The sequence below is a fragment of the Burkholderia sp. PR2 genome (assembly GCF_052372875.1).
In the GTDB taxonomy this organism is placed as follows: domain Bacteria; phylum Pseudomonadota; class Gammaproteobacteria; order Burkholderiales; family Burkholderiaceae; genus Burkholderia; species Burkholderia diffusa.
The window spans coordinates 423,378-439,386 of record NZ_JBQRWH010000004.1 but is presented as its reverse complement, the minus strand read 5'-3'; the positions used below and the strand labels follow the sequence as shown (position 1 = coordinate 439,386).

The window sequence follows — 16,009 nt, the reverse complement described above, 5'->3', positions numbered from 1 at the left end:
TGACTTTCACACCCAAATGGCCCAATACGTTTTCACGATGAACCGGGTCGGCAAGATCGTGCCGCCCAAGCGCCAGATCCTGAAGGACATCTCGCTGTCGTTCTTTCCCGGCGCGAAGATCGGCGTGCTCGGCCTGAACGGCTCGGGCAAGTCGACGCTGATCCGCATCATGGCGGGCGTCGACAAGGACATCGAAGGCGAAGCGACGCCGATGCCGAATTTGAACATCGGCTACCTGCCGCAGGAACCGCAGCTCGACCCGACGAAGACGGTGCGCGAAGCCGTCGAGGAAGGCCTTGGCGACCTGTTCCAGGCGAACAAGAAGCTCGAGGAAATCTACGCCGCGTATGCGGAACCGGACGCCGACTTCGACGCACTCGCGGCCGAGCAGGCGAAGTACGAAGCGATCCTCGCGTCGAGCGACGGCGGCAGCCCCGAGCAGCAGCTCGAAGTGGCCGCCGACGCGTTGCGCCTGCCGGCATGGGACGCGAAGATCGAGCACCTGTCGGGCGGCGAAAAGCGCCGCGTTGCACTGTGCAAGCTGCTGCTCGAGAAGCCGGACATGCTGCTGCTCGACGAACCGACCAACCACCTCGACGCCGAATCGGTCGACTGGCTCGAGCAGTTCCTGGTGCGTTTCCCGGGCACGGTCGTCGCCGTCACCCACGATCGCTACTTCCTCGACAATGCGGCCGAGTGGATTCTCGAACTCGACCGCGGCCACGGCATTCCGTGGAAGGGCAACTACAGCAGCTGGCTCGACCAGAAGGAAGAGCGCCTGAAGCAGGAAGAAGCGTCGGAATCGGCGCGCCAGAAGGCGATCAAGAAGGAACTGGAGTGGGTGCGCCAGAACCCGAAGGGTCGCCAGGCGAAATCGAAGGCGCGTATCGCGCGCTTCGAGGAGTTGAACAGCCAGGAATACCAGAAGCGCAACGAAACGCAGGAAATCTTCATTCCGGTCGGCGACCGCCTCGGCAATGAAGTGATCGAGTTCAAGAACGTCAGCAAGTCGTTCGGCGACCGCCTGCTGATCGACAACCTGAACTTCAAGATTCCGGCCGGCGCGATCGTCGGCATCATCGGCCCGAACGGCGCCGGCAAGTCGACGCTGTTCAAGATGCTGACCGGCAAGGAACAACCGGATTCGGGCGAAGTCGTGCTTGGCCCGACCGTGAAGCTCGCGTATGTCGACCAGAGCCGCGACGCGCTCGACGGCTCGAAGACGGTGTTCGAGGAAATCTCGGGCGGCGCCGACGTGCTGACGGTCGGCAAGTACGAAACGCCGTCGCGGGCGTACATCGGCCGCTTCAACTTCAAGGGTGGCGACCAGCAGAAGATCGTCGGCAACCTGTCCGGCGGCGAACGCGGCCGCCTGCACCTGGCGAAGACGCTGATCTCCGGCGGCAACGTGCTGCTGCTCGACGAACCGTCGAACGACCTCGACGTCGAAACGCTGCGCGCGCTGGAAGACGCGCTGCTCGAATTCGCGGGCTCCGTGATGGTGATCTCGCACGATCGCTGGTTCCTCGACCGTATCGCGACGCACATCCTCGCGTTCGAAGGCGATTCGCAGGTCACGTTCTTCGACGGCAACTACCAGGAATACGAAGCCGACAAGCGTGCGCGTCTCGGCGAGGAAGCCGCGAAGCCGAAGCGTCTGCGCTACAAGCCGATCAGCCGCTGAACGGAGCGGCCCGTGCACCCGGCCACGCGGAGCCGGATGCAGAAAGCGGCCGCTGCCGGCTCCGCAAAACGAAAAAGCGGGCTCGTGGCCCGCTTTTTCGCATTCGTCTGCCGTCGTCTGCCGGAAGACTACGCGAGCGCGCCCAGCTCGCGCAAACGCGCCTCGGTCGCGGCCGCGCTCGTGTGATGAATGCCGTGCCAGCCGAGCGCCGTCGCGGCCGCCGCGTTCTTCGCATTGTCGTCGATGAACACGAGTTCGTGCGGCGCGATGCCCGGCAGGAACGGATCGATCCGCGCATGCATTTCGCGGTAGATCGCCGGATCGGGTTTCACGAGTTTCACGCGGCCCGACACGACGATGTCCTTGAAGCGCCGCAGCACCGGGAAGTTGTCCCACGCATACGGAAACGTCTGCGCGGACCAGTTGGTCAGCCCGAAGAGCGGCATTCCCTGCGCGTCGAGCCGGTCGACGAGCGCGGCGCCTTCGTCGAGCACGCCGCCGATCATCTCGTGCCAGCGCGCGTAGAACGCGCGGATCAGCGCCTCGTGCGCCGGAAACTTCGCGACGAGCTCGCTCGTCCCTTCGTCGATCGTCTGCCCGCCGTCCTGGCGGATCACCCACTCCATCGCGCACACGTGCGTGAGGAACCATCGGCGCTCGGCTTCGTCCGGAATCAGTTGCCGGTACAGATACTCGGGGCTCCAGTCGATCAGCACGCCGCCGAAATCGAACACCACCGCCTTGATCGTCATGCGAACTCCGCGGCGAGCACGTCGGCAAGCGGACGCGGCGTCACCGAATTGCCCGACAGCGTATTGTTTTCCCACACGAAGTGGTGATGCGCGACGATCTGTGCGGCCGACAGGTGCGTGCGCTCGTTCGTCGTGTGCAGGTCGGACACGACGGTCGTCCGATAGCCGAGCAGCGCCGCGCGGCGCGCAGCCGAATCGACACAGAACTCGGTCGCATAGCCGCAGATCAGCACCGAGCGGATGCCGTGGCCGTCGAGCTGCGCGGCGAGCGGCGTGTCGTGGAACGAGTCGCTCATCTGCTTGCGGATGCGCCAGTCGGCACGACCGACGATCAGTTCCTCGTGCAGTTCCCAGCCGGGCGTGCCGGGAACGATATCGTCGTCCGCGTCGCCGTCGTGCTGCACGAAGCACACGGGCGCGTTCGCCGCGCGCGCCGCCGCCGTCAGCCGGTTGATGCCCGACACGACGTCGTCGAGCCGGTACGCGGGCCGCGCCCGCTGCACCAGTCCGCGCTGCATGTCGATCACGATCACTGCGGTGTCTGCCATCGGTTGCCCTCTCGATCATGGTCCGGCCGTCGCGCGGCCGTTGTCGCTCGTTGCGCCTGGCGTCAGATCGGCTGCGTGCGCGCGTCGAGCCACGCCTTCGCATCGCCGCTCACGTGCCGGCCGACGCGCTCACGCACGGTCGCGTGATATGTGTTCAGCCACGCGCGCTCCTCTTCATGCAGCATCTCGACCAGCACGCAGCGCGTGTCGATCGGACAGAGCGTCAGCGTCTCGAACGCGAGGAAGTCGCCGAACTCGGTCTGCCCGCCCGCGCGGTTCACGACCAGGTTCTCGATCCGGATGCCCCATTTGCCGGGCCGATACACGCCCGGCTCGATCGACGTGATCATCCCCTCTTCCATCGCGGTGTACGGCTCGGCCGGCGCGTAGTGCGAGATGACCTGCGGGCCCTCGTGCACGTTCAGGAAGTAGCCGACGCCGTGGCCGGTGCCGTGACCGTAGTCGAGCCCGGCCGCCCACATCGGCGCGCGCGCGATCGCGTCGAGCATCGGCGAGCGGATGCCGCGCGGGAAGCGCGCTCGCGACAGCGCCATCATCGACTTCAGCACGATCGTGAAATCGCGGCGCTGCAGATCGCTGACGGTGCCGACCGGCACGACGCGCGTGATGTCGGTCGTGCCGGTCACGTACTGGCCGCCCGAATCGACGAGCAGCAGGCCGTCGCCCGCGATCGTCGCGTGCGACTCGGGCGTCGCGCGATAGTGCGGCATCGCACCGTTCGCGTTGAAGCCGGCGATCGTCGCGAAGCTCGGCGACACGTAGCCGGGGCGCCGTGCGCGCGCGGCAGTGAGCTGCTCGTCGATCGTCAGCTCGGTGATCGTCTCGCGGCTCACCGCCTGCTCGAACCACGCGAAGAATTCGGCGAGCGCGGCGCCGTCGTGCTCCATCGTCACGCGCACGTGCTCGATCTCGGCGGACGTCTTGCGCGACTTCGCGAACGTCGACGGGTTCACGGCCTCGACCAGCTTCACGCCGGCCGGCACGGCCTCGAGCGTGCCGAACGTCACGCGGCGCGGGTCGATCAGCAGCGTCGCGCCGTCGGGCAACGCCGCGAGCGCCGCGCGCGCGGCGTCATACGCGCGAACGTCGACGCCGTCCCGCGCGAGCGACGCGGCCAGCGCCGGCGACACCTTGCCTTCGGCGACGAACAGCGTCGCGCGATCGGCGCCGATCATCGCGTGCGCGACGAACACGGGGTTGAAGTTGACGTCGGCGCCGCGCAGGTTGAACAGCCACGCGAGATCGTCGAGCGTCGACACGAAATGCCATTGCGCGCCCTGCGCGTGCATCGTGCGGCGCACTTCGGCGAGCTTGCTTGCGCGCGTCGTGTCGGCCTGCGGCGCCACGTGCTCGAACACCGCATCGCCCGGCAGCCCCGGGCGCTCCGGCCAGATCGCGTCGAGCAGGTCGAGATCGGTGCGCAGCGCGATGCCGCGCGCGTTCAGCGCGGCCGTCAGCGCGCGTGCCGCCGCGACGCCGAGCACGGCGCCGTCGACACCGACCGTCGCCCCGGCCGGCACGTTCTGAGCGAGCCAGTCGACATGCGGCGCGCTTTGCTGGCCGCCCGTCATCTTCATCAGCTGGACGCCCGTGCCGGCGAGTTCCGCTTCGGCCTGGACCCAGTAACGGCTGTCGACCCACAAGCCCGCGAAATCCGCGGTCACGACCAGCGTGCCGACCGAGCCCGTGAAACCGGACAGCCAGCGGCGCGCCTGCCAGCGTTCGGGCAGGTACTCGGACAGGTGAGGATCGGCGGACGGCACGAGATAGGCGGCCAGGTCCTCGCGGACCATCGCACCGCGCAGCAGCGCGAGGCGGGCCGGCACCGACGAGACTTCGGGGAGACGGGCATTCATGATTTCACCTGAGAGCTTTCAGCGACGGGCAGACACCGCGACCGTCACGGCTACGGCGAGGAACGCGACACCGGTGCAGACCGGCCATTCGAGCGTTTCGCCATCGTAAAACAGTCCAGAGAGATTGCCGGCCATGCGCGCGGCGGCGGCGCCTGCGATGCCGACCAGCACCGCGATCCACCATGCCGGCCGGCCCGTGCGCCGCATCGGATGCAGCCACCGGCCGAACAGCCCGACGGCCGCTCCCAGGACAAGGATTCCAAACCAGTTCATTCGACGCCTTCTATAAATTCAGATTCGTCCCATAGGCGTGAACGTTGCCAGCGACTAGCATCGATTCATCCATCGAACCCGAGACCAGCCGGGCGCCGCGAACATTCGAGTGTAGGGGCCGACCCGACGTTATGGCAAGCGCGCTCCGGCAGCCGTATTGAAGAAATCCTCATGCGAATCGCCCTGATCGATCCGGAAGCACGTCATGCTGCGCTCCTGAACCGCCTCCTCTTCGCCGGCGGTCACGTGTGCCACACGTTTCCGTCCAGCACCGCGTTCTTCGAGTGGCTCGCTACCGACACCTGCGACATGCTGATCACCTGCAATTGGGCCGGCGATCAGCCTGCCGAGGAGGTCATTCCGCGTGCGCAAGCGATCCTGCCCGGCCTGCCGGCCATCGCCGTGATGCAGCTGCCGCGCGAAAGCGAAGTCGTGTCATGCCTGCACGCGGGCGCCGACGACTGCCTCGTGCGCCCGGTGAGCGGGCCCGAGCTGCTCGCACGGGTGAATGCGCTGAGCCGGCGCGCTGGCGTCCGGCGGCCGCCGAATCGCTCCCGCGAAATGTATGGGGAATACGCATTCGATGCGACCCACGGCCTCGTGCGCTTCGGCGACGTGGTCGTCTCGCTGACGCCGAAGGAGTTCCGCTTCGCGCAACTGCTGTTCGCGAACCTGTCCCGGCCCGTGTCGCGCGCCCATATCCTCGAAACCGTGTGGGCCCGCCGCCGCGACATGAAGTCGCGCACGCTCGACACGCACGCGTCCCGGCTGCGCAGCAAGCTGCAACTGCTTCCGGAGCATGGCTACCGGCTTCTGCCGCTCTACGGCTACGGCTATCAGCTCGACCGCGTGCCGATCGAGCCCCCAAATTCGAGGCCACGCCACGCTGATGCCCGGTATGCCGCGAGTGAGGAAATCACCGAAACGCTATAATATGGCGCTAAACGATAGCCCTCGATATGCAACTCCTCACGATCGGAATCAATCACCACACTGCGCCTGTCGCCCTGCGCGAACGCGTGGCGTTTCCGCTCGAGCAAATCAAGCCGGCTCTCGTCACGTTCAAGAACGTGTTCCTCGGCCCCCAGGCGCCCAATTCGCCCGAAGCGGCGATCCTCTCAACCTGCAACCGCACCGAACTCTATTGCGCGACCGATGATCGGGCCGCACGCGAGGGGGCGATTCGCTGGCTGTCGGAGTACCACCGGATTCCGGTCGACGAGCTCGCACCGCACGTCTACGCGCTGCCACAGTCGGAAGCCGTCCGGCACGCATTCCGCGTCGCGTCGGGCCTCGACTCGATGGTGCTCGGCGAAACGCAGATTCTGGGCCAGATGAAGGACGCGGTGCGCACCGCGACCGAAGCCGGCGCGCTCGGCACCTACCTGAACCAGCTGTTCCAGCGGACGTTCGCCGTCGCGAAGGAAGTGCGCGGCACGACCGAGATCGGCGCGCAATCGGTGTCGATGGCCGCCGCGGCCGTCCGCCTCGCGCAGCGCATCTTCGAAAAGGTATCGGATCAGCGCGTGCTGTTCATCGGCGCCGGCGAGATGATCGAGCTGTGCGCGACGCACTTCGCCGCGCAGAGCCCGCGCGAGCTCGTCGTCGCGAACCGCACGGCCGAACGCGGCCAGCGGCTCGCCGAACGCTTCAACGGCCGCGCGATGCCGCTGTCGGATCTGCCCGCCCGCATGCACGAATTCGACATCATCGTGTCGTGCACCGCGTCGACGCTGCCGATCATCGGCCTCGGCGCGGTCGAACGCGCGGTGAAGGCACGCCGCCATCGGCCGATCTTCATGGTCGACCTCGCGGTGCCGCGCGACATCGAGCCGGAAGTCGGCAAGCTGAAGGACGTGTTCCTCTACACCGTCGACGATCTCGGCGCGATCGTGCGCGAAGGCAACGCATCGCGCCAGGCCGCGGTTGCGCAAGCCGAGACGATCATCGAGACGCGTGTGCAGAATTTCATGCAGTGGCTCGACACGCGTAGCGTCGTGCCGGTGATTCGTCACATGCATACGCAGGCCGACGCGCTGCGCCGCGCGGAAGTCGAGAAGGCGCAAAAGCTGCTCGCGCGCGGCGACGATCCGGCGGCAGTCCTCGAAGCGCTGTCGCAGGCGCTCACCAACAAGCTGATCCACGGCCCGACGAGCGCGCTCAACCGCGTGAACGGCGCCGACCGCGATTCGCTGATCGACCTGATGCGCGGCTTCTACCAGCACGCGCCGCGCTCGAACGACCAGTCTGGCCACTAGCGCCGGCCGGTTGCTCTGCCGCCGGCCGGTCGTTGTCCCGCCGCCGGCCTATCCTTTCCGAATACCCTTGCCCCGGGAGCGCCGCTCCACACCATGAAGACGAGCATGCAACGCAAGCTCGACCAGCTGTCCACACGGCTGGCCGAACTGAACGACCTGCTGAGCCGCGAAAACGTCACGGCCGATCTCGACCAGTACCGCAAGCTGACGCGCGAACATGCGGAACTCGGCCCGGTCGTCGAGCAGTACGCGCTGTGGCGCCAGTCGCGCAACGACGAAACCGCCGCGCAGGAGCTGCTCGCCGATCCGTCGATGCGCGATTTCGCCGAAGACGAGATCCGCAGCGCGCGAGAGAGCATGGCCCGCCTCGAGGTCGAGCTGCAGAAAATGCTGCTGCCGAAGGATCCGAACGACGACCGCAACATCTTCCTCGAAATCCGCGCGGGCACGGGCGGCGACGAATCGGCGCTGTTCGCGGGCGACCTGCTGCGCATGTACCTGCGCTTCGCGGAACGCCAGCGCTGGCAGGTCGAGATGATGTCGGAGAGCGCGTCGGATCTCGGCGGCTACAAGGAAGTGATCGTGCGGATCGCGGGCCAGGGCGCGTATTCGCGCCTGAAGTTCGAGTCGGGCGGCCATCGCGTGCAGCGCGTGCCGGCGACCGAGACGCAGGGGCGCATCCATACGTCCGCGTGCACGGTCGCGGTGATGCCGGAAGCCGACGAGATCGGCGAGGTCGAGATCAATCCGGCCGACCTGCGGATCGACACGTTCCGCGCATCCGGCGCGGGCGGCCAGCACATCAACAAGACCGATTCGGCTGTGCGCGTCACGCACATCCCGACCGGAATCGTCGTCGAATGCCAGGACGACCGTTCGCAGCACAAGAACAAGGATCGCGCGCTGAAGGTGCTTGCCGCGCGCATCAAGGACAAGCAGTATCACGAGCAGCACGCGAAGGAAGCCGCGACGCGCAAGAGCCTGATCGGCTCCGGCGACCGCTCGGAGCGGATCCGCACGTACAACTTCCCGCAGGGCCGGATGACCGACCATCGGATCAACCTGACGCTGTACCGGCTCGAGGCGCTGATGGACGGCGATCTCGACGAACTGATCAGCGCGCTCGTCAGCGAGCACCAGGCCGAACTGCTCGCGTCGCTCGGCGACGCCGACTGAGATCGCGATGCCCGACACCACCGCCGACGATCTGCTGCGCGCGTCGCCGCTCGACGCGGTCGATGCGCGCGTGCTGCTCGCGCACGCGCTCGGCTGGACCCGCACGCAACTGATCACGCGCGGCGACGTGCCGCTCGACGCTGCCGCGGTCGAACGCTATCGCGCGCTCGAAGCGCGCCGCGTGGCCGGCGAGCCGGTCGCGCAGCTCGTCGGGATGCGCGAGTTCTTCGGCCGGCCGTTCGACGTGACGCCCGACGTGCTGATCCCGCGCCCCGAAACCGAACTGCTCGTCGAAGCCGCGCTCGACGCGATCGACGGACGACCGCATCCGACGGTGCTCGACCTGGGCACCGGCAGTGGCGCGATCGCCGTGTCGATCGCCGCCGAACGGCCCGATGCGCGCGTGTGGGCGCTCGACCGTTCGCCGGCCGCGCTCGCAGTCGCGCAACGCAACGCGAACAAGCTGCTCGACGCGCGCCGCCCCGGCGGCCCGCTGCACTGGCTGCAGAGCGACTGGTACGTCGCGCTCGATCCGGCACTCGCGTTCGACACGATCGTCAGCAACCCGCCGTACATCGCGCAGCACGATCCGCACCTCGCGCAGGGCGACCTGCGGTTCGAGCCGCGCGGCGCGCTCACCGACGATGCCGACGGTCTCAGCGCGATCCGCACGATCGTCGCGGGCGCCGGCGCCTACCTGAGACCCGGCGGCACGCTATGGATCGAGCACGGCTACGACCAGGCCGAAGCCGTGCGCGCCTTGCTCGTGTCACGCGGCTTCATTTCGGTCCAGTCGCTCGCCGATCTGGCCGCGATCGAACGCACGACGGGTGGCCGCCTGCCCGGCTGATGGCCGGCCCGCCCGGTTGAAATCCGCTATCATTTCGTTCTAACGCCCCGCAAACGCAAGGTCAGTCATGGACACCCAACAACGTATCAAGCAAATCGTCGACGAAAACCAGGTCGTGCTCTTCATGAAGGGCAACGCGCAATTCCCGATGTGCGGCTTCTCGGGCCGCGCCGTGCAGGTGCTGAAGGCCTGCGGCGTCGACCAGTTCAAGACGGTCAACGTGCTGGAGGACGACGAAATCCGCCAGGGCATCAAGGAATTCTCGAACTGGCCGACCATCCCGCAGCTGTACGTGAAGGGCGAATTCATCGGCGGGTCGGACATCATGATGGAGATGTACCAGTCCGGCGAACTGCAGCAACTGTTCGCCGCCGCGTAACGCCCCCTTCCCGATGGCATCTCCCAGTGCGCCGCCACGCCGGCTGATCGTCGCGATCACCGGCGCCACCGGTGCAGTCTATGGCGTGCGGCTGCTCGAATTGCTGCGCGCCGCCGGCGGCGTCGAAACGCATCTGCTGGTTTCGAACGCCGGCTGGCTCAATATCCAGCATGAACTGAAGCTGCCCAAGGCCGAGGTCGAAAGCCGGGCGGATGTCGTGCATTCGGTGCGTGATGTCGGCGCGACGATCGCATCCGGTTCGTTCGCGACCGATGGCATGGTGATCGCGCCCTGCTCGATGAAGACGCTCGCGAGCGTCGCGCACGGCCTGTCGGACAACCTGATCACGCGTGCAGCCGACGTCACGCTGAAGGAACGCCGCCGTCTCGTGCTGATGGTGCGCGAAACGCCGTTCAACCTCGCGCATCTGCGCAACATGACCGCCGTGACCGAAATGGGCGGCATCGTGTTTCCGCCGCTACCCGCGTTCTATGCGATGCCGAAGACGATCGAGGAACTCGTCGACCAGACCGTCACCCGCGTGCTCGACCTGTTCGCACTCAGTGCACCGATGACGACGCCGTGGGCCGGCATCAGGCCGGCAGGGTAAGCCGCTCGACACGGCGCTCCGGCGTCGTTCTTCACGCATCTTCGCTGATTCGACCGTCTTCCCGCTCGATCCGGCAACCTCGAGCCGTCGCCTGCCGCCGAACGCCCGAAGCCGGCCGGATTATCAACTCACACGATTCAATCAAATTCCGCTAAGCCGATTTATCAATGATTGGTGTGCGTCTATAGTCACAGGCAAATCCCTTTTGCAGGCTCCCCACCATGAACCGCTTGCCCTCGCTTTACCTGTCCCACGGCGCCCCTACCCTGCCGATCGACCCGACACTGCCGTCCGGTGCGTTCACGCACCTCGGCGCCGAATTGCCTCGCCCGCGCGCGGTGCTGATGTTGTCCGCGCACTGGGGCACGCAACAGCCGGTCGCGAGCGTGGCCGCGCATCCTGAAACGATCCACGACTTCTACGGCTTCCCGCGCGCGCTGTACGAAATCCGGTACCCGGCACCCGGCGCACCCGAGGTCGCCGAACGGGCGGCCGCGCTGCTGAACGCGGCCGGCATCGCGACCGCGACGACCGAGCACGGCCTCGACCACGGCGCGTGGGTGCCGATGCTGCTGATGTTCCCGGAGGCTGACGTCCCCGTCGCGCAGTTGTCGATCCAGCCCCGCGCGGACGCAGCCCATCACTTCGCGCTCGGCCGCGCGCTGCGGCCGCTGCGCGACGAAGGCGTGATGGTGATCGGCTCGGGCCAGATCACGCACAACCTGCGCGCGGCCGATTTCAGCGCGGCGCCCGAGGATGCGGACCCGCGCGTCGCGGAATTCACCGACTGGTTCGAGGCGAAGCTCGCTGCGCGCGATGTCGACGCGCTGCTCGACTATCGCCGGCAGGCGCCGCACGCGGCGCTGATGCATCCGACCGACGAACACCTGCTGCCGGTGTTCACCGCGCTCGGCGCGGCCGACGACGACTATCAGCTCGGCATCCAGTCGCTCGGCACGTATCAACGCGTGCTCGCGATGACGAACTACGTGTTCGCGAGCGCAGCCGCCTGAATCCGGTAACACGGCCGGCGGCCGCAAACAAAAAGCCCGCCCGAGCAGCGCTCGGACGGGCTTTTTTTACGCTTTCCGCCACCGCCGATTCCGGTGGCGAGTCACGCGTCAGGCACCGACCCCTTCGAGGATCTCGTCGTGCGACTCGCGCTCGTCGAGATACTGCGTCCGGTAGCCCGTATTCACACCCCAGAAGTAGAACACCAGCGAGATGGCCGCGACGATCAGCATGTCCCAGCCGTACGGCAGCACGCCGTGACCGCCGAACTCCTTGCTGCCGATCAGCGACAGCACGGCCATCGTCGGCAGGTACGCGACCAGCCACCACGCGGCCTTCAGGTCGGCGCCCCAGCCGGTCCAGCCCGACTTCGCCTGGAAGTAGAAATACACCGGCAGCGCGACGATCATCAGCAGGATGATTTCGCCCGTCAGCGGCCACTTCGCCCAGTACAGGATCAGCGACGCGCAGACGAACGCGAACGGTGCAATCAGCTTCATCAGCGGGATCGACAGCGGACGCTCGATGTCGGTCGCCGCGCGGCGCAGCGCCATCAGGCTGATCGGGCCGGTCAGGTACGAGATCACCGTCGCGACCGAGATCACCGCCGCGAGCGAGCTCCAACCGCGGAAGAAGAACAGGAAGATGAACGACACGAGCAGGTTGAACCACATCGCCTGGCGCGGCACACCGTAGATCGGATGCACGTTGCCGAACATCTTCGGCATCGTGTTGTTGCGCTCCATCGCGTAGATCATGCGGGTGGTCGTCGCCATGTAGGTCGTACCGGTGCCGCTCGGGCTGATGAACGCGTCGACATACAGCAGGATCGCGAGCCAGTTCAGGTTCAGCGCGATCGCGAGTTCCGCGAACGGCGACGAGAAATTGAAGTGCGACCAGCCCTTTGCGACGTCGGCCGGATTCACCGAGCCGATGTACGCCATCTGCAGCAGCACGTAGATCACGAGTGCGATCAGGATCGAGGAGATCACCGCGAACGGCACGCTGCGCGACGGATTGCGCGCTTCACCGGCCAGGTTCACCGGGCTCTGGAAGCCGTTGAACGCGAACACGATGCCGCTCGTCGCGACCGCGGTCAGCACGGCCGACCAGCCATACGGCGCGAAGCTCGCATTCGACGCGGTGCCGAGGTTTTCCGGATGGAAGCTCGACAGCATCAGGCCAAGGATCGTGAGGCCGGGGATCAGGAACTTGAAGATCGTGATCGCGGTGTTCGCACGCGCGAACGCCTTGACGCCCCAGTAGTTCAGCATGAAGTAGATGACGACCAGCACGGCGGATAGCAGCAGGCCGGGTGTCGTCAGCTCGCCGTTCACGAACAACGCGTGCGCCCACGGATACGGCCACGTGCTCATGTACTGGATCGATGCTTCCGCTTCGATCGGAATCACCGATACGATCGCGATCCAGTTCGCCCACGCGCTGATGAAGCCCACCAGCGAACCGTGCGAGTAGCGCGCGTAGCGCACCATGCCGCCCGACTCGGGGAACATCGCGCCCAGTTCGGCATACGTCAGTGCAATCGCGAGAATCACGACCGCGCCGATGATCCATGCGCAAATCGCTGCCGGACCGGCAATCTTCGCAGCCTTCCAGGCGCCGAACAGCCAGCCCGAGCCGATAATCGAACCCAGCCCCGTCAGCATCAGTGCAAACGGGCCGATGTTCCGTTGAATAGAACTCTTCACATCCTCTCCTATGTCTCAAAAAGCATGGTCGGCCTGCTGTCCGGGATCGGCTCGGATAGCACCGCGCATGCAATTTTGGGGGGAAGGATCACCCGATCGGGGCAACCCTTCCGCGCGGCGCGTAGTTTAACGGTTGCACCTGCAAGTTGGCGCCAAAATCGTTCGGCCCCTACAAAAAATTCGCACCGTTTGCAAGGTTTGTAAACCTGAACCCCGCAATAACCCTGAGTGCATGGAAATACGGTTGACCGCGCGACCGAATAGCCGTATAAACAACGTTGCAGGATTTCAAGCGGCGAGTGAATTGGTTCTTTCGTAGTTCGCCCATCAACGGTACTCCGGTTGGTCCTATTACCCCCTTCCTTGATTTTCCGCACCCATGGGCCTCGGCCCCGTTTTATCTTTTTAGGAACAAGTAACATGGCAACCGGTACCGTCAAGTGGTTCAATGACGCAAAGGGCTTCGGCTTCATCACCCCGGAAGGCGGCGGCGACGATCTGTTCGCGCACTTCTCGGAAATCCGCGTCGAAGGCTTCAAGACGCTGCAAGAAAACCAGAAGGTTGAATTCGAAGTGAAGACGGGCCCGAAGGGTCTGCAAGCTGCGAACATCCGTCCGGTCTAAGTTCGGCGCGATATTTCGTGTAAAAAAGCCCCGCTTCGGCGGGGCTTTTTGTTTTCCGGCGCGGGCCGCCTTGCGGCCACCGCCGACCCGCATGGCCTTCGCTCAGCCGAACAGCCGCTGCGCGTGAATGCCGAGCCCGGTCGCGACGCTCGCGAGGCGATCGCCGAATACCGGCTGCGCGTCCGGGAATGCGCCGGCGAGCGCACCCGACAGGAACGCGAGCCCGGTCGAGCCGCCGGTGAAATACAGCGCGCCGACATCGCGCGGCGCGACGCCCGCAAGCCGTACCGTTTCGCGCGCGGCGTCGACGATGCGCGCGGTGTCGTCGACGCTCGCATCGACGAGGCGTTCGGCGTCGAACGCGATCTGCAGATCCTCTTCCACGTCGTTCAGGTCGATCATCGTCTCCCCGCCCGCCGCCACGCCGATCTTCGCTTCTTCCGCGCGCGCCATCAACGCATGCCCGAGCCGTTGCTCGACCACGCGCGTGAGCCGGTCGTACTGCCGTACGTCCTGGTACAGATGCTTCATCAGCTTCAGCTCGCCCAGCCGCTTCGGCGTGTAGACCGTGTTGATCAGGTGCCAGGTCGCAAGGTCGAAGTAGATCCGGTTCGGCAGCTCGCGCCCCTCGGGATCGAGCGCGCGGTAGCCGAACGCGGGCAGGATCGCCGCCAGCTCGACGCGGCGGTCATAATCGGTGCCCGCGACGTGCACGCCGTGGTGAGCAAGCACGTCGTCCTTGCGTTCGAGGCGCGCCATCCGCTCCGGCCCGACGCGCACCAGCGAGAAGTCGGACGTGCCGCCGCCGATGTCGGCGACCAGTACGAGCCGCTCGGCCTGCTGGCGCGACTCGTAGTCGAACGCGGCCGCGATCGGCTCGTACTGGAAATGCACGTCCGTAAAACCGACCGATCGCGCGGCCGCTTCGAGCTGGTCCTGCGCCAGGCGGTCGGCGCGCGCATCGTCGTCGACGAAGAACACCGGCCGGCCGAGCACCGCGCGCCCGATCGGCGCGCCGGCGCGCGCTTCGGCCTTGCGCTTCAGGTGCGTCAGGAAACGCGCGATGATCTCCGTGTACGCCATCGCGCTGCCGTCGCCGAGATCGGTCGTGGTTTCCGCGAGCGGCGAGCCGAGGATGCTCTTCATCGAGCGCATCAGGCGGCCGTCGAAACCGTCGATATAGGAGGCCAGCGCCGCGCGGCCGTACTCGACCGTCTGCTCGTCGTTGTTGAAGAAGATCGCGGTGGGCAGCGTCAGGTGGTCGCCCTCGACGGGCGCGAGGCGCATGCCATCGCCGTCGGGCAGCGCCACGGCGGAATTGGACGTGCCGAAATCGATCGCGCAGTAAGTCATGGGAAGGTGCCGCAGCAGGGCCGGCGCGAAAACGGAAAGGACGGGCTTTTTATCATGAAGCCCGCCGGATCACAACCGGATCGCCCACCGATGCCGGCGCAACCGGCCCGGGGTCGCGATCAGGCGCCCCCGCGGCGCACCGGCGACGGGTGCGGACGGGTCATCCAGCGCCACCACGCCGCCCGCGTGCTGCGCGCGCGCAACTGCCGCGGACAGCGTGCTCGACGAGCGCCTGCCCGATTGCGGATCAGGCTGCGGCGTCGAAACCCTTCTTCCAGGCGCCCGCATAGACGACTTCGCCGATCGCATGACGCGTGCGCGGCGCCTTTTCGCGATCGCGCAGCACCGGATCGAGTTTGTCTACGTTGCCGTAGTGGCCGAGCGAGATGATCGCCGGAATCGCGACGTCGGCCGGAATCTCGAATGCGTCGCGGAACGCCTTCGCGTCGAAGCCGCTCATCTGGTGTGCAGCAAGACCCAGCGCGTGCGCCTGCAGCACCAGCGACATCGCGGCCGCGCCCGCGTCGTACAGCGCGGTCGGCGCCGGCTCGCCCTTCGGTGTGAGCGTGTGCGCGGTCACGGCGATGAGCACCGGCGCCGGCGCGTTCCAGCCCTGGTTGAACGGCACCAGCGTCGCGAATGCGCGCTTGAACGCCGCTTCGTCCTGCGTGCGATCGAACACGATGAAGCGCCACGGTTGGGCGTTGTACGCGGACGGCGCCCAGCGAGCGGCTTCGAGCACCGCGTGCAGATCGGCGGCGCTGATCGGCTCGTCCGAGTACGCGCGCGGGCTCCAGCGGCCGGCGATCAGGTCGTGAATCGAAACAGTGGTGGGAGCAGGTTTGACGGACATGCGGTTCCTCGCTGACATCGATGAAGGGGCGCGAACGCCCGGCGAACCGAAA

At 66.5% G+C, this 16,009-nt stretch carries 16 protein-coding genes; 9 read left to right on the top strand and 7 right to left on the bottom strand.

Going from position 1 to position 16,009, the window contains the following annotated elements; genetic code table 11:
- Window positions 1–16: 16 nt before the first annotated feature.
- Window positions 17–1,684 carry an energy-dependent translational throttle protein EttA gene (gene ettA, locus ACT2FV_RS19235; RefSeq protein WP_124905061.1) on the top strand — a complete coding sequence of 556 codons (1,668 nt, stop codon included), beginning with the start codon at window positions 17–19 and terminating at the stop codon, window positions 1,682–1,684.
- 128 nt (window positions 1,685–1,812) lie between these two features.
- Here ettA and ACT2FV_RS19230 read toward each other — a convergent pair whose 3' ends face one another.
- From ACT2FV_RS19230 to ACT2FV_RS19215, 4 genes are all read right to left on the bottom strand, one after another.
- On the bottom strand, window positions 1,813–2,436 hold the full coding sequence (locus tag ACT2FV_RS19230) for an HAD family hydrolase (RefSeq protein ID WP_059682193.1): 624 nt from the start codon (window positions 2,434–2,436) through the stop codon (window positions 1,813–1,815).
- On the bottom strand, window positions 2,433–2,984 hold the full coding sequence (locus tag ACT2FV_RS19225) for a cysteine hydrolase family protein (protein ID WP_059682192.1): 552 nt from the start codon (window positions 2,982–2,984) through the stop codon (window positions 2,433–2,435). The genes ACT2FV_RS19230 and ACT2FV_RS19225 overlap by 4 nt, the downstream gene beginning before the upstream one ends.
- Window positions 2,985–3,046: 62 nt before the next feature.
- A complete protein-coding gene (locus tag ACT2FV_RS19220; protein WP_444504609.1) occupies window positions 3,047–4,861 on the bottom strand; it encodes an aminopeptidase P family protein in 1,815 nt (604 codons plus the stop codon).
- 18 nt (window positions 4,862–4,879) lie between these two features.
- Window positions 4,880–5,134, bottom strand: coding sequence for a hypothetical protein (locus tag ACT2FV_RS19215; RefSeq protein ID WP_059449757.1), 255 nt, complete (start codon window positions 5,132–5,134; stop codon window positions 4,880–4,882).
- 171 nt (window positions 5,135–5,305) lie between these two features.
- Here ACT2FV_RS19215 and ACT2FV_RS19210 point away from each other — a divergent pair, with 171 nt between their 5' ends.
- From ACT2FV_RS19210 to ACT2FV_RS19180, 7 genes are all read left to right on the top strand, one after another.
- Window positions 5,306–6,067 carry a response regulator transcription factor gene (locus ACT2FV_RS19210; protein WP_059607892.1) on the top strand — a complete coding sequence of 254 codons (762 nt, stop codon included), beginning with the start codon at window positions 5,306–5,308 and terminating at the stop codon, window positions 6,065–6,067.
- 26 nt (window positions 6,068–6,093) lie between these two features.
- A complete protein-coding gene (gene hemA / locus ACT2FV_RS19205) occupies window positions 6,094–7,392 on the top strand; it encodes a glutamyl-tRNA reductase (RefSeq protein ID WP_059607891.1) in 1,299 nt (432 codons plus the stop codon).
- A 93-nt stretch (window positions 7,393–7,485) separates the two neighbouring features.
- Window positions 7,486–8,568, top strand: a complete 1,083-nt coding sequence (gene prfA / locus ACT2FV_RS19200) for a peptide chain release factor 1 (protein ID WP_124629087.1) — start codon at window positions 7,486–7,488, stop codon at window positions 8,566–8,568.
- 7 nt (window positions 8,569–8,575) lie between these two features.
- Entirely contained in the window at window positions 8,576–9,418 is an 843-nt protein-coding gene (gene prmC / locus ACT2FV_RS19195; protein ID WP_444504608.1) for a peptide chain release factor N(5)-glutamine methyltransferase, read from the top strand.
- A 67-nt stretch (window positions 9,419–9,485) separates the two neighbouring features.
- Window positions 9,486–9,797: a Grx4 family monothiol glutaredoxin gene (gene grxD, locus ACT2FV_RS19190; RefSeq protein WP_011883132.1), complete on the top strand. Its 312-nt coding sequence runs from the start codon at window positions 9,486–9,488 to the stop codon at window positions 9,795–9,797.
- Between the two features lie 13 nt (window positions 9,798–9,810).
- On the top strand, window positions 9,811–10,407 hold the full coding sequence (locus tag ACT2FV_RS19185; protein WP_059607888.1) for a UbiX family flavin prenyltransferase: 597 nt from the start codon (window positions 9,811–9,813) through the stop codon (window positions 10,405–10,407).
- Between the two features lie 221 nt (window positions 10,408–10,628).
- Window positions 10,629–11,420 (top strand): DODA-type extradiol aromatic ring-opening family dioxygenase, encoded by a 792-nt coding sequence (locus ACT2FV_RS19180; RefSeq protein ID WP_059607887.1) that lies wholly within the window; start codon window positions 10,629–10,631, stop codon window positions 11,418–11,420.
- A 108-nt stretch (window positions 11,421–11,528) separates the two neighbouring features.
- On the opposite strand, the gene ACT2FV_RS19175 is transcribed toward ACT2FV_RS19180, so the two are convergent.
- Window positions 11,529–13,127, bottom strand: a complete 1,599-nt coding sequence (locus tag ACT2FV_RS19175) for an APC family permease (RefSeq protein WP_124629094.1) — start codon at window positions 13,125–13,127, stop codon at window positions 11,529–11,531.
- Window positions 13,128–13,547: 420 nt separating this feature from the next.
- On the opposite strand from ACT2FV_RS19175, the gene ACT2FV_RS19170 reads away from it, so the two are divergent.
- A complete protein-coding gene (locus tag ACT2FV_RS19170; RefSeq protein ID WP_006477070.1) occupies window positions 13,548–13,751 on the top strand; it encodes a cold-shock protein in 204 nt (67 codons plus the stop codon).
- A 102-nt stretch (window positions 13,752–13,853) separates the two neighbouring features.
- On the opposite strand, the gene ACT2FV_RS19165 is transcribed toward ACT2FV_RS19170, so the two are convergent.
- Entirely contained in the window at window positions 13,854–15,104 is a 1,251-nt protein-coding gene (locus tag ACT2FV_RS19165; RefSeq protein ID WP_226118180.1) for an Hsp70 family protein, read from the bottom strand.
- A gap of 247 nt (window positions 15,105–15,351) precedes the next feature.
- Window positions 15,352–15,957, bottom strand: coding sequence for a nitroreductase family protein (locus ACT2FV_RS19160; protein WP_124629097.1), 606 nt, complete (start codon window positions 15,955–15,957; stop codon window positions 15,352–15,354).
- Between the last annotated feature and the right edge of the window lie 52 nt (window positions 15,958–16,009).